We start from the raw sequence: 11,028 nt of genomic DNA, 5'->3' as shown, positions 1-11,028 counted from the left end.
TGCCCGGCTGCGCGCCGGTAATGTCCACCATCACGCCGGTGCGGCCCACGCCGGTTTGCGGCGTCAGCCCGAGGCGCAGCAACTCCTGCTCCACAATGGCTGCAGTGCGGATGGTGTCGAAACCAAGTTCCGGATGTGCGTGAATATCGCGCCGGATGGCGATGAGGTGCGCCTGCATGCTTTCACTTCTGGCGCTGATATCCCTGGCTAAAAGAATTTTATGATCGGTCATGGTGGTAATACGGTTATGCAGGCTGTCGCCTGGCCGTTATGGCATTTTTATGAAATTCAGCGTTTTATTTATTCACAGCCCTCAGCAGATTGCAACGCACAATTCCTTCCCTTAATTGCTGAATTTGCGTGATATTTTTCTAAAACCCTGCCTGGGCAGGATAAACCTTATAAAATGCATGCTCAGTCAGTTATAACATTCATAATTCGCAGGCGATCATCAGTTTTACTGATTTTGTTATTGAACATAAAAGCATCGCATTGCTCAGCCATCAATCTTTGCTCTGCTCCGCCTGACTGAGTAGCCACGCACGAACCGCACTCACCGTTGCCTGCTCACGCGGACGACGCGGAGCCACCAGATACCAGCCGGCATCAACGGGCATCTCACGCTGCCAGGCGGGAACCAGCCGACCGCTGGCCAGATCGTTCTGCACAAAATGCGGGCTGGTCAGTGCGATACCCTGACCACTCAGCGCCGCTTCCAGCGCCAGCGCGGTCTGGTTGAAGCGCAGATGATGCTGATGCTGCAGCGACTGGCCGGGGAACATAAACGCCAGGAACGCCGGCCACAGGTGATGGCCATCGTGCAGCAGCGGATAGCGCAGGCAATTTTCTGGCTGCGCTGCATCACCGTGTTGTGCCAGCAGCGCCGGGCTGACCACCGCCAGCACCGTCTGGCTAAACAGCAGCGTGGCCTCCAGCCCGCTACCAAACGGCGGCCGGCCATAGCGCACCGCCAGGTCGACGCCTTCATGGTGAAACTGCACCAGCCGTTCAGAGGCCAGCACGCGCAGGTCGATATCCGGCCAGGCCGCGGTAAATGCCGGTAAACGCGGTAGCATCCAGCGGCTGGCAAAGGTCGGTGTTACGCTCAGCGTCAGGCGATCCGGCTCCGGGCGTAGCGTGCGCGTCGCCTCATCAATCAGCTCAAATGCCTGTCGAATGTGCACCGCATAGCCTGCACCGGCAGCGTTCAGCGCCAGCGAACGCGGCAGCCGATCGAACAGTTTCAGGCCCAGGCTGGCCTCCAGACCGCGAATATGCTGCGCAACCGCACCCTGTGTCACACCGAGCTCTTCAGCGGTGAGGCGAAAATTAAGGTGCCGCGTCACGGCTTCAAATACCCGTAGCGCATTCAGCGACGGTAATGCCTGAAAGCCCTGATTCATCCTGTAGTTTTCCTATCGTCAATTGCCAGCTGAGCTGACTCTCTGCGGCATCTCCCGGCCATTATACTGGCATGACAGGATATTTAATTGATGAGGTTACTCACATGACAGTAGAAAAAGTTGCGGTGATTGTCGCAGGTGGCAGCGGTATGGGCGCAGCGGCAGCGGAGAAGCTGGCCAGCGAGGGTTTCAGGGTTGCGATTCTTTCCTCCTCCGGCAAAGGCGAGCTGCTGGCGAATCGTCTGGGCGGACTCGGCATTACCGGTTCGAATCAGTCAGTAGACGATTTGCAGCAACTGGTTGATGCCACACTGGCGCGCTGGGGACGTATTGACGTGCTGGTTAACAGTGCCGGTCACGGTCCGCGCGCGCCGATCCTTGAATTAAGCGATGATGCGTGGCAGCAGGGAATGGAAACCTACTTCCTCAACGTAGTGCGCGCTGTACGTCTGGTCACGCCGATCATGCAGCAGCAGGGTGGCGGCAGTATCATTAATATCTCATCGGCATGGACGTTTGAACCCACCGACATGTTCCCGACCTCGGCCGTGTTCCGTGCCGGTCTGACTTCTTTCAGTAAAATCTTTGCCGACACCTACGCAGCTGAGAATATTCGTATCAACAACGTCCTGCCAGGCTGGATTGATAGCCTGCCAAAAACGGATGAACGGCGCGACAGCGTGCCCATGCAGCGCTACGGCACGGCTGCAGAAGTGGCGGCTACCATTGCGTTTCTTGCTTCGCCCGACGCGGCTTATATCACCGGGCAGAATCTTCGCGTGGACGGCGGCGTCACGCGCAGCGTGTAACCGGCTTTGCTGTGACTGATGGCCACAGCGGCATCTGATGTCCGCTGTGGCTACCGCCTGCCTCATGATGAATTTCTCAGCCTGTTTTCAAGACTGGTCTTGTCGTTTCGCGGCCTTATAACACGTCAGAATGTTCTTATTCGCTGACAGAATTTTCTGTTCTCAGCTGCCAGATATTCCCGGTAAAACTTTCTGATTTGAGGTCGCTATGCCACTGCTTCTTCGTATGCGTCTGCACACGCTGCTGACTCCCGAACGCCATCTTGTCTGGCGTTTCCTGCTAACAGGTTGTGCTTTTTTCTGGATTCTGCTGGTGGTTGCCGTGATGGGGCTGCGCTGATCGGTTGCTGGCTGTTGTGAGGGATGATTATGGTATTAATGTTATCGCCGCGCCTCAGTGCGCTGCTGAGTTTTTCCCGCCGGTTACTGTGCCAGCTGGCACTGGCTGCCAGCCTGCTGTTCTGGATTGGCGTGGTGGTGGCAATCGTTATCGCGTACTGACCTAATGTGCCTGCAGCCGCGCGGATAACTGTTCCGGCGGCAGCAGCGCAAATGCGCGTTTCATCACCCGCGCCTCGTCAGCCGGGGTGCGACCAAACATCCGCTTAAACTCCCGGTTGAACTGTGAATCACTTTCGTAACCGACGCGTGCGGCGGCACCGGCGGCAGTGAGATTATCGCGAATCATCATCAAACGCGCCTGATGCAGCCGCAGCGACTTGAGATACTGAATCGGCGAGGTCTGTGTCACGCTTTTGAAATGCAGATGGAAGCGCGGAACGCTCATGCCCGCTTCGCTGGCCAGATGCGGCACATCCAGCGGCTGCTGCCAGTCAGCATGAATGCGCTGCAGCGCCCGCGCGATGCGCCCAAAGTGGCCCTGATAGGTCAGCGCTGCGCGCACCGCACCGCCCTGCTCACCCAGCAACACACGAAAACAAATCTCTTCTACCCGTGCCGGGCCTAAAACCTGCGCTTCCAGCGGATCGCTCAGCGCCTGCAACAGGCGCAGCGTGCTGTCCGCCAGCGTCTCATTTACCGGCGTCGAAATAATGCTGGCTGGTGTCTCCGCCAGCGGAATGTCTGCCGCTGCGACCTGCGTCACCAGGCGCGCCAGCGTGGCCGCATCCAGACGGATAGCCAGTCCCAGTAACGGTTCAGCCGAGGTCGCTTCAGTCTCAGCGGAGAACGGCAGCGGCACCGACAACACCAGATAGTGCTGCGCGTCGTAGCGATACATTTTGTCGGCCAGAAACGCCCGCTTCGAGCCCTGACAGATAATGATGATGCTCGGCTCATAAAGAACCGGCGTGCGCGCCCACTGCCGGTCGGCACGCATAAAGCGCACGCTGTCGAGCAGTGAGGCGGTATAACCTTCCTGCGGTGCCAGCTGGCGCAGCAGCGCGCAGGTCTGCTGTTGTACGGTTTGCGACATAACGGATTTCCGGTGAGAGGTTCAGGCAAAGCATAGCCAGGTTTATTCCTTACTCACAACAGTGACGAGAGAATCAGGCAATGATGCGCCACAATCCGGTCTGTTCGCTTTAGCCGGCGTTTTCCACAATAGCCTAGTCAACCAACACGAGGAAACCATCATGGCTCATTCCAATGCGAAAGTGATTATTCTGACCGGCGCCAGCAGCGGCATCGGCGAAGCGATAGCGCGTCTGCTGGCCAGTCAGGGGCATAAACTGGTGCTGGGCGCGCGCCGTACCGATCGGCTGGCGATACTGTGTGATGAACTGCGTGCCAGCGGCGCACAACTGGATTATCTGGCCACCGACGTGACGCAGCGTGCCGATACGCAGCAGCTGGCCGATTTTGCCCGCGATAAATATGGCCGGATTGATGTGATGATCAACAATGCCGGCGTTATGCCGCTGTCGCCGCTCAGTGCGCTGAAGGTGGATGAATGGGATCGTATGCTCGATGTCAACGTGCGTGGCGTACTGTACGGCATCGCTGCCGTGCTGCCGCTCATGGAATCGCAGCAAAGCGGCCATATCATCAATATCGCCTCGATTGGTGCGCTGGCGGTATCGCCGACGGCAGCGGTGTACTGCGCCACAAAATTCGCGGTTCGCGCCATTTCGGATGGCCTGCGTCAGGAATCGCGCCAGCTGCGTGTGACGGTCATTAATCCCGGCGTGGTGGAATCGGAACTGGCGGACACCATCACTGACGAGACCGCACGCGTGGCCATGCAGAGTTATCGGCAGGTTGCGTTAAAACCCGAAGCCATTGCGCAGGCGGTGAGCTGGGCCATTAATCAGCCTGGCGAAGTTGATGTCAATGAGATCACGGTGCGCCCTACTGCCAGCGCGCATTGAGGCTAATGGAGCGTGGCGATTTCAGGCTGAAATCGCCCTGGCCTGCGCGTCTGGTGACAGCGCGCGCAGGCCATCACGCTTACAGCCAGCCCGCTTTTTTCAGCCGCCACCACATAACGAAACAGATCACCAGCGTGACCGCCAGCGCCGCCGGATAGCCAAAGTGGCTGTGCAGCTCGGGCATATCAGAGAAGTTCATACCGTACATACTGAAGATGATGGTCGGCACAATCAGAATCGCCCCCCAGCCGGCCAGCTTTTTGTTCACCTCACTCTGCTGTACCGAGACCAGCGCCAGATTCACCTGCATGGCGCTGGCCAGCGTTTCGCGCATATCCTCGGCATCAATCATGACGTGGTGCGCGTGATCCTGCACGTCGCGCAGATAGGCGCGTAGATTTTTCGGGATGATATCTTCATGGAAGCGCACCAGCTGCGGACAGATCTCTGTCACCGGCATCGCCGCATTGCGCAACGACAGCAGCTGACGCCGCAAATGGTAAACATTCTCCAGCGTGACGCTGTCAAAGCGGGTGGTGAACATGCCGTCTTCCAGATCAGCAATACGTTCACTCAGCGATTCGGTGATCTTACTGTAGTTGTCGACGATAAAATCGAGAATGCAGTAGAGCGCATAGCCGGGTCCCTGGCACAGCATGGCATGGTTTTTCTCGGCTTTAGCGCGAATCGCTTTATAGCCCTCAACCGAACCGTGCCGCACGGTAATCAGAAAATTTTTGCCGAGGAAAAAGTGGGTTTCGCCAAAGCTGATGCGCTGGCGATCTTCCATGTGTGCGGTTTTCACCACGATAAATACCGATTCGCCGTACTGCTCAATCTTGGGCCGCTGATGCGCCACCAGCGCATCCTCAATCGCCAGCTCATGCAGGCTAAACTCCTCCTGCAGCGTTTGCATGAACGCCGGATCGGGTTGATACAGGCCAAGCCAGACGAACGATTTTTCCTCTTTCAGCACTTCGCTGATTTGATCGACTTCGACATGCTCTTCGCGTTTGCCGTGGCGATACACCACGCAGTTAATCACCATTTTCGCGTTGTCCTTGTTGTACTCTCTATCCCTAATCATAGCTGCAAAGCAGGTGCCAGTGCGCCGTCATCTTTGCGCCGGTCATCACGCCGCCGCTTACGGTACGCCAAAATAGCGCAGCAGCGCCGTCATCACCGCCGCACCGATGATTACCAGTATCAATGGCGCGCGACGCCAGGCGAGAAACACCGCGAACAACACGCCGGTGAGCCGTGCGACGCCGGCGAAATCGGTGCCCTCAAACAGCGCGGTGGTGACAGCGACAGCCAGCAGCAGCACCGTTGCCGCGTCGGACAGCATGTTGCGCACACGTTCTGACATGTGCATCCGGCTGCCCAGCCGGTAACCGGCAAAGCGAATCGCATACGTCCCTGCAGCCAGCAGCGCGATGCCGGCAATCACTAAACTATTTTGCATCTTTGCGCTCCCGCCAGCTCAGCAAACCGAGTAAAGAAAACAGCACCGGCATACCGGCTGGCACAAAAGGCGTCGCCAGCACGGACAGCAGTGCCCCGAGGGTGGCCGGAATGCGCGTGCGACGCTGGCGCAGCGCCGGGAAAATCAGCGCGATCAGGATGGCCGGAAACACCGCGTCCAGGCCAATCGCCGACACATCAGGAATAAAGCGCCCAATCACCGCACCGGCAATCACCGTGAGCGGCCAGATGGCAAAAATACCCAGTCCGCAAACCCAGTAAGCCGCCCGACGCTGCGCCAGCTTCGGCTGTGAAATACCGAACACCACGCTCTCGTCATTCATGATATGGCAGCCCAGCAGACTGCGTCCGCCCTGCCCGACCAGGTCTTTCACCGCAATGCCAAACGGCAGATGACGCGCGTTGACCAGTAAACCGGCTGCGGCAGCGGTTAACGGACTGCCACCGCCGGCGACGATGCCGATGAACAGGAATTCAGACGCCCCGGCCAGTACCAGCGTAGAGAGCGCAATCGGCACCCACAGCGGAAAGCCGTCGGCAGCGGCGAGAGATCCATAGGAGAGGCCAACGATACCGTCGGCCAGACAAACGAGAACGATCGCTTTAATTACGCCGCGATCAAGCGGTACGGCACCCAGACGCATCACAATTTGATCTCATAACGAACAAGAAAGCCGTTATAATGAACGCGCCTTCAGTGTTTTACAAGATGAACAAATCGTTCGATATAAAGAACAGGAGTAAGTGTGACCCCGCCCATTGCTATCATTGCCGCCGGACTGCTGCGCGAACGCCAGCGCGCCGGACTTTCGCTGACGGAAGTGGCGCGCCGCGCCGGCATCGCCAAGTCAACGCTGTCCCAGCTGGAGGCAGGCAACGGTAATCCCAGCATTGAGACATTATGGTCACTGTGTGTGGCGCTGAATATTCCGTTCGCCAGGCTGATGGAGCCGGAAGTAAAAAGACTGCAGGTAATTCGGCGTGGCGAAGGCATGATTGTGTCAGCTGAACTGGCTGATTATCAGGCCGCTTTACTCGCCAGCTGCCCGCCGGGCGGCCGCCGCGATCTGTATCTGATCACCAGCCAGCCCGGCGCACCGCGCGCGTCAAAACCGCATCCGCCGGGTTCAGTCGAACACATCATCATGGCACGAGGTCGCGCGCGGGTCGGCCCGATGGACGCGCCGGTCGAACTGTTCCCGGGCGATTATATTTGTTATCCCGCTGATGAACCGCACATCTTCGAGGCGCTCGACGCCGATACCATGGCGGTCCAGCTGTCGGAGCAGAATTAAAGAAATTTCGCTGCGCCTGACTATCACAATTTCCTATGACTAATTCGGATGATTGCGCTGCGGCGCGGTGGCATGCTGTCAGCATCATTGGCAGAACAGCAGGAACATATGGACATTATTCCCGCGCAGCCGCATCACGCGGCGGCGATACAGAAGATTTACGCCTGGCACGTGCTGCACGGCACCGCAACCTTCGAAACGGAACCGCCGGCGGAGAGTGAAATGCTGCGGCGTATCAATGACGTGCACGAGCGCGGCGGTTACTGGCTGGTGGCTGAAGAGCAGGATCAGGTGCTGGGTTACTGCTATCTCGCGCCGTATCGTCCGCGTTATGCCTACCGCTTCACGCTGGAAGACTCTATCTATCTCGACCCGCAGCAAACCGGACGCGGTATCGGTAAAGCGTTGCTGCAAAAAGCGGTGGCGCTGGCCGAAGCCGCTGGCTTTCGCCAGATCATCGCGATTATCGGTGACAGCGCCAACCAGGGCTCGCTGGGAGTACACCGGGCGCTCGGTTTTGAGCACACCGGCGTGATGAAATCGGTGGGTTACAAACATGGCCGCTGGCTGGACACCGTGGTAATGCAGCGGAGTCTCGGGCCGGGTGACAGCCAGCCGCCCGATCGCTAAGCCGCTTCCATGGCAATCACCCGATGAGTGCCTTTCTCCAGCAGATCGCGGTCATGACTCACCAGCAGCACCGCGCACTGCTGCTCGCGCGCCAGTTCCACGATCAACTGCCATGTTTGCTGCTGCACCAGCGGATCGAGGCGTGACGTCGGCTCATCGGCAAACAGAAATACCGGCCGCAGCAGCATCACCCGCAGCAGCGCGAAGCGCTGCAGTTCGCCGCCGGAGAGCGCCTCTGGTCGCCGCGTCAGCAGCGCGGGATGCAAGGCCAGCCGTGCCATGAGCGCATCGCGCTGTGCCGGCGGGAGAGCGTGACGCCGCAGCACATCGTTGATGCTTTGCCCCAGCGTGCGCTGCGGCGGAAACAGCGCGGAAGGATCCTGATAGATTTTCTGATATTTCAGCGCATCGGCATCAGCGTGGTGCGTTACGCGGCCCTGCTGCGGCGCGAGCAACCCCAACAGCACGTCGCCGAAACTGCTTTTGCCGCTGCCGCTGGCACCGTGCAGGCCAACGATTTCACCGGCGTGCAGCGTGAAATCGCGTGGCACACCCAGCCTTTTGCCCCCGCGCGCCAGCATAATGTCCTGGGCGCTGATCACCGGCCTGGCACCGATCATAGTTTGTTGTCGGGCGGGCCAGCAGGCCGGATCGGCAGCCAGCAGCGCGCGCGTGTAAGGCTGCTGCGGCGACTGTAACACCTGCTGCGCCGGGCCCTGTTCAATCACGCTGCCTTTATGTATCACCAGCACGTCGCCGCCCAGCTGGCGTGCCAGGGCGATGTCGTGGGTGATGGTCAACAGCATGCCGCCGTCGGCCACTTCGCGCTGTAACAGCTGGCTGACTTCGTCGCGGCGCGCCACATCCAGCCCTTTGGTCGGCTCATCGGCAATCAGAATCTGCGAGCCACCGGCACGGGCTGCCGCAAACGCGGCGCGCTGTGCCATGCCGCCGGAAAGCTGCCACGGATAACGCCGTGCCGCCGCGGCCAGGCCAAGCTGCTGCAGATCCTGCTGCGCCGCTGCAGCGCTGGCGGCAGGCGGCAAACCGCGCACGAAGCGATGCCCTTCCGCCACCTGTTGCTGAATCGCCATGGTCGGATCGAGCGATAGCCACGGCTCCTGCGGCAGCGAAGCCAGCGTATTGCCCCACAACCGACGCAGCTGCGCCGTATCCTGCGGCAGCTGAAAGCGTCTGCCGTTGATCATCACCTCACCGCTGGCCTGCAGCGATGGCGGCAATATCCCCATGATCGCCTGCGCCAGCAGACTTTTCCCCGATCCGGTTTCGCCGAGCAGCGTCAGCGGCTGACCGGGTTGTAGCCGCACATCCACCGGCTCAACCAGTGTTTCAGTCGCTGTGGCAACGCTCAGCCCGGTGATCTGTAATCCCTTCATCATCGCTCCTTTTTCATCAGCAGATTGAGGCTGATCAACAGTAAAAACAGTGCGGCTACCGGCTGCATCAGCAGCCACGGCGCTTCCCACGCAAACGGCAGCAGTTCGGTCATCATCAGGCCCAGCTCCGGCGTGGGCGGACGCACGCCAACGCTGATAAACCCGAGCGCCGACACCGCCATGATGGCGCTGCTGAAAGAGAACAAGGTTAGCGTCAGCAGTACCGGTGCCAGCGCAGGCCACAGATGATGACGAAAACGATACCAGGCAGAGAACCCGAGCAGTTTGCTGGCCTGCATACCGGGCGCCTGCACAATTGGCCGCAGCGTGGCACGCGTGACGCGGAAAAATTCCACCCACAGCACCAGCGAAATGCCCAGCCACAGCATCTGCGGCGCGTCTGGCGCAATGGCGGCCAGCAGCAGTACCAACAGCAATCCCGGCAGCGCGAGGCACATATCGCCGACGATGCTCAGCAATCGCTCCGGCCAGCCACCGTACAGCGCACTGAGCACACCGGTGAACACGCCCGCTATCAGCGCACTGATCACGCACAGGGCTGCCAGCCCGAGTGACAGGCGCAGCGCGGCGCTGAGGCGCGTTAACATATCGCGACCGAGATGGTCGAAACCAAGCAAATGGCCGCGGTTCGGCGTCTGCAGCATCTGCAGCAAATCCTGCTGTAGCGGATCGCCGTGCTGAATCAGCGGCAGCACAAACGCGTAAGCCAGCAGCGCCGCCAGCAGTACCAGACCCACCCAGCGTGAAAGCGTCATCTTCATGCGCGCGCCCCCCGGGGATCGAGCAGATGACAACCGGCATCCACCAGCATGTTCAGCAGGACAAACAGCAGGCCGAGCGTCATGGCGCTGGCCTGAATCACCGGCACGTCACGCGCAAAAATGGCGTGCACCAGAGCGTGACCGATTCCCGGCCATGCAAACAGGGTTTCTACCACCACCACGCCTTCCACCAGCCAGACAAACTGCATGCCAAACCACGTCAGCACCGGCGCGCTCAGATTACGCAGGCCGTGACGCAGCAGCAGGCGCGCGGGTGCCAGTCCTTTTTGCGCTCCCCAGCGATAGTAGCCGGACGACACCACCTGCCAGGTGGCTTCGCGCACCACGCGCACGCCGACGGCCGTCAACGACAGGGCCAGCGTCAGTGCCGGCAACAGGAAATGGCGCAGCTCGCCGTGACCGGCGCTCGGCAGCCAGTCGAGTTGTAGCGCGAACAGCAGGATCAGCAGCATGCCGAGTGCAAAATGCGGCACCGATTTCAGCAAGGCGGTCAGCCAGAACAGCGCACGGTCAAGCCGGCCGTTGGCATGGCAACCGGCCCAGATGCCGAGCGGCAGCGTCAGCAGTAACGCCAGCAGCAGCGAAACGCCCGCCAGCGCCAGCGTCTGGCCCAGCTGCCAGCGCAGCTCATCCATCACCGGCTCACCGGAAACCAGCGAGCGGCCGAAATTAAACTGCAGCAGATCGAAGAGCCAGTGCAGCAGCGCACTGCCGCCGCTAAGCGCTCCATCCAGCTCCTGCTGTACCCGCGCCACCGCGTCGGCATCGACGCGATCGTAACCATAGCGCCCCGAGGCGATGCGCCACGCCATGTCGCCCGGCAGCGCCTGCACCAGCAGCCAGGTCAGTAATCCTACCGCCAGCACCACGAACAGC

Annotated in this window: 14 protein-coding genes; 6 read left to right on the top strand and 8 right to left on the bottom strand. The window is 59.9% G+C overall.

Annotated features, from left to right (window positions below):
- Positions 1 to 503: 503 nt before the first annotated feature.
- On the bottom strand, positions 504 to 1,403 hold the full coding sequence (locus ERD80_RS19710) for a LysR substrate-binding domain-containing protein (RefSeq protein ID WP_136548210.1): 900 nt from the start codon (positions 1,401 to 1,403) through the stop codon (positions 504 to 506).
- A gap of 104 nt (positions 1,404 to 1,507) precedes the next feature.
- On the opposite strand from ERD80_RS19710, the gene ERD80_RS19705 reads away from it, so the two are divergent.
- From ERD80_RS19705 to ERD80_RS23015, 3 genes are all read left to right on the top strand, one after another.
- Positions 1,508 to 2,212, top strand: coding sequence for an SDR family oxidoreductase (locus tag ERD80_RS19705; protein ID WP_136548208.1), 705 nt, complete (start codon positions 1,508 to 1,510; stop codon positions 2,210 to 2,212).
- Between the two features lie 208 nt (positions 2,213 to 2,420).
- The gene (locus ERD80_RS23020; RefSeq protein WP_254919537.1) at positions 2,421 to 2,552 is read left to right on the top strand and encodes a hypothetical protein; all 132 of its coding nucleotides are present in this window, start codon (positions 2,421 to 2,423) and stop codon (positions 2,550 to 2,552) included.
- A gap of 29 nt (positions 2,553 to 2,581) precedes the next feature.
- The gene (locus ERD80_RS23015) at positions 2,582 to 2,713 is read left to right on the top strand and encodes a hypothetical protein (protein ID WP_255412114.1); all 132 of its coding nucleotides are present in this window, start codon (positions 2,582 to 2,584) and stop codon (positions 2,711 to 2,713) included.
- A 1-nt stretch (position 2,714) separates the two neighbouring features.
- On the opposite strand, the gene ERD80_RS19700 is transcribed toward ERD80_RS23015, so the two are convergent.
- Positions 2,715 to 3,647 carry an AraC family transcriptional regulator gene (locus ERD80_RS19700; protein ID WP_021508860.1) on the bottom strand — a complete coding sequence of 311 codons (933 nt, stop codon included), beginning with the start codon at positions 3,645 to 3,647 and terminating at the stop codon, positions 2,715 to 2,717.
- A gap of 160 nt (positions 3,648 to 3,807) precedes the next feature.
- On the opposite strand from ERD80_RS19700, the gene ERD80_RS19695 reads away from it, so the two are divergent.
- Positions 3,808 to 4,542 (top strand): SDR family oxidoreductase, encoded by a 735-nt coding sequence (locus ERD80_RS19695; protein WP_136548206.1) that lies wholly within the window; start codon positions 3,808 to 3,810, stop codon positions 4,540 to 4,542.
- Between the two features lie 79 nt (positions 4,543 to 4,621).
- Here the strand turns inward: ERD80_RS19695 and corA are convergent, their stop codons facing one another.
- From corA to ERD80_RS19680, 3 genes are all read right to left on the bottom strand, one after another.
- Entirely contained in the window at positions 4,622 to 5,590 is a 969-nt protein-coding gene (corA, locus tag ERD80_RS19690; protein ID WP_021508858.1) for a magnesium/cobalt transporter CorA, read from the bottom strand.
- A gap of 96 nt (positions 5,591 to 5,686) precedes the next feature.
- Positions 5,687 to 6,007, bottom strand: a complete 321-nt coding sequence (locus tag ERD80_RS19685) for an AzlD domain-containing protein (protein ID WP_021508856.1) — start codon at positions 6,005 to 6,007, stop codon at positions 5,687 to 5,689.
- Positions 5,997 to 6,671 carry an AzlC family ABC transporter permease gene (locus ERD80_RS19680; RefSeq protein ID WP_136548218.1) on the bottom strand — a complete coding sequence of 225 codons (675 nt, stop codon included), beginning with the start codon at positions 6,669 to 6,671 and terminating at the stop codon, positions 5,997 to 5,999. Before ERD80_RS19680 ends, ERD80_RS19685 begins: the two co-directional genes overlap by 11 nt.
- A gap of 102 nt (positions 6,672 to 6,773) precedes the next feature.
- On the opposite strand from ERD80_RS19680, the gene ERD80_RS19675 reads away from it, so the two are divergent.
- Positions 6,774 to 7,322, top strand: a complete 549-nt coding sequence (locus tag ERD80_RS19675) for an XRE family transcriptional regulator (protein ID WP_136548204.1) — start codon at positions 6,774 to 6,776, stop codon at positions 7,320 to 7,322.
- A 108-nt stretch (positions 7,323 to 7,430) separates the two neighbouring features.
- Positions 7,431 to 7,952 carry a GNAT family N-acetyltransferase gene (locus ERD80_RS19670; RefSeq protein ID WP_058776198.1) on the top strand — a complete coding sequence of 174 codons (522 nt, stop codon included), beginning with the start codon at positions 7,431 to 7,433 and terminating at the stop codon, positions 7,950 to 7,952.
- Here the strand turns inward: ERD80_RS19670 and ERD80_RS19665 are convergent.
- Genes ERD80_RS19665 through ERD80_RS19655 form a run of 3 tightly spaced genes read right to left on the bottom strand, consistent with a single transcriptional unit; the run spans position 7,949 to position 11,027 of the window.
- On the bottom strand, positions 7,949 to 9,349 hold the full coding sequence (locus ERD80_RS19665; RefSeq protein ID WP_136548216.1) for an ATP-binding cassette domain-containing protein: 1,401 nt from the start codon (positions 9,347 to 9,349) through the stop codon (positions 7,949 to 7,951). The two genes, ERD80_RS19670 and ERD80_RS19665, sit on opposite strands and share 4 nt — an antisense overlap.
- Positions 9,349 to 10,125 carry an ABC transporter permease subunit gene (locus ERD80_RS19660; RefSeq protein WP_136548214.1) on the bottom strand — a complete coding sequence of 259 codons (777 nt, stop codon included), beginning with the start codon at positions 10,123 to 10,125 and terminating at the stop codon, positions 9,349 to 9,351. Before ERD80_RS19660 ends, ERD80_RS19665 begins: the two co-directional genes overlap by 1 nt.
- A 2-nt stretch (positions 10,126 to 10,127) precedes the next feature.
- A complete protein-coding gene (locus ERD80_RS19655) occupies positions 10,128 to 11,027 on the bottom strand; it encodes an ABC transporter permease (RefSeq protein WP_136548202.1) in 900 nt (299 codons plus the stop codon).
- Position 11,028 lies beyond the last annotated feature (1 nt).

Source organism: Pantoea sp. R102, from assembly GCF_004916815.1.
Taxonomy (GTDB): domain Bacteria; phylum Pseudomonadota; class Gammaproteobacteria; order Enterobacterales; family Enterobacteriaceae; genus Pantoea; species Pantoea dispersa.
The sequence above is the reverse complement of the archived record's forward strand: the minus strand, read 5'-3'. Positions and strand labels throughout refer to the sequence as shown.

Coding starts and splice junctions, on each gene's coding strand:
- corA (WP_021508858.1), bottom strand. CDS start 5,590: ATGGTGATTAACTGCGTGGTGTATCGCCACGGCAAACGCGAAGAGCAT.
- ERD80_RS19660 (WP_136548214.1), bottom strand. CDS start 10,125: ATGACGCTTTCACGCTGGGTGGGTCTGGTACTGCTGGCGGCGCTGCTG.
- ERD80_RS19700 (WP_021508860.1), bottom strand. CDS start 3,647: ATGTCGCAAACCGTACAACAGCAGACCTGCGCGCTGCTGCGCCAGCTG.
- ERD80_RS23015 (WP_255412114.1), top strand. CDS start 2,582: ATGGTATTAATGTTATCGCCGCGCCTCAGTGCGCTGCTGAGTTTTTCC.
- ERD80_RS23020 (WP_254919537.1), top strand. CDS start 2,421: ATGCCACTGCTTCTTCGTATGCGTCTGCACACGCTGCTGACTCCCGAA.
- ERD80_RS19680 (WP_136548218.1), bottom strand. CDS start 6,671: ATGCGTCTGGGTGCCGTACCGCTTGATCGCGGCGTAATTAAAGCGATC.
- ERD80_RS19670 (WP_058776198.1), top strand. CDS start 7,431: ATGGACATTATTCCCGCGCAGCCGCATCACGCGGCGGCGATACAGAAG.
- ERD80_RS19665 (WP_136548216.1), bottom strand. CDS start 9,349: ATGAAGGGATTACAGATCACCGGGCTGAGCGTTGCCACAGCGACTGAA.
- ERD80_RS19710 (WP_136548210.1), bottom strand. CDS start 1,403: ATGAATCAGGGCTTTCAGGCATTACCGTCGCTGAATGCGCTACGGGTA.
- ERD80_RS19705 (WP_136548208.1), top strand. CDS start 1,508: ATGACAGTAGAAAAAGTTGCGGTGATTGTCGCAGGTGGCAGCGGTATG.
- ERD80_RS19695 (WP_136548206.1), top strand. CDS start 3,808: ATGGCTCATTCCAATGCGAAAGTGATTATTCTGACCGGCGCCAGCAGC.
- ERD80_RS19685 (WP_021508856.1), bottom strand. CDS start 6,007: ATGCAAAATAGTTTAGTGATTGCCGGCATCGCGCTGCTGGCTGCAGGG.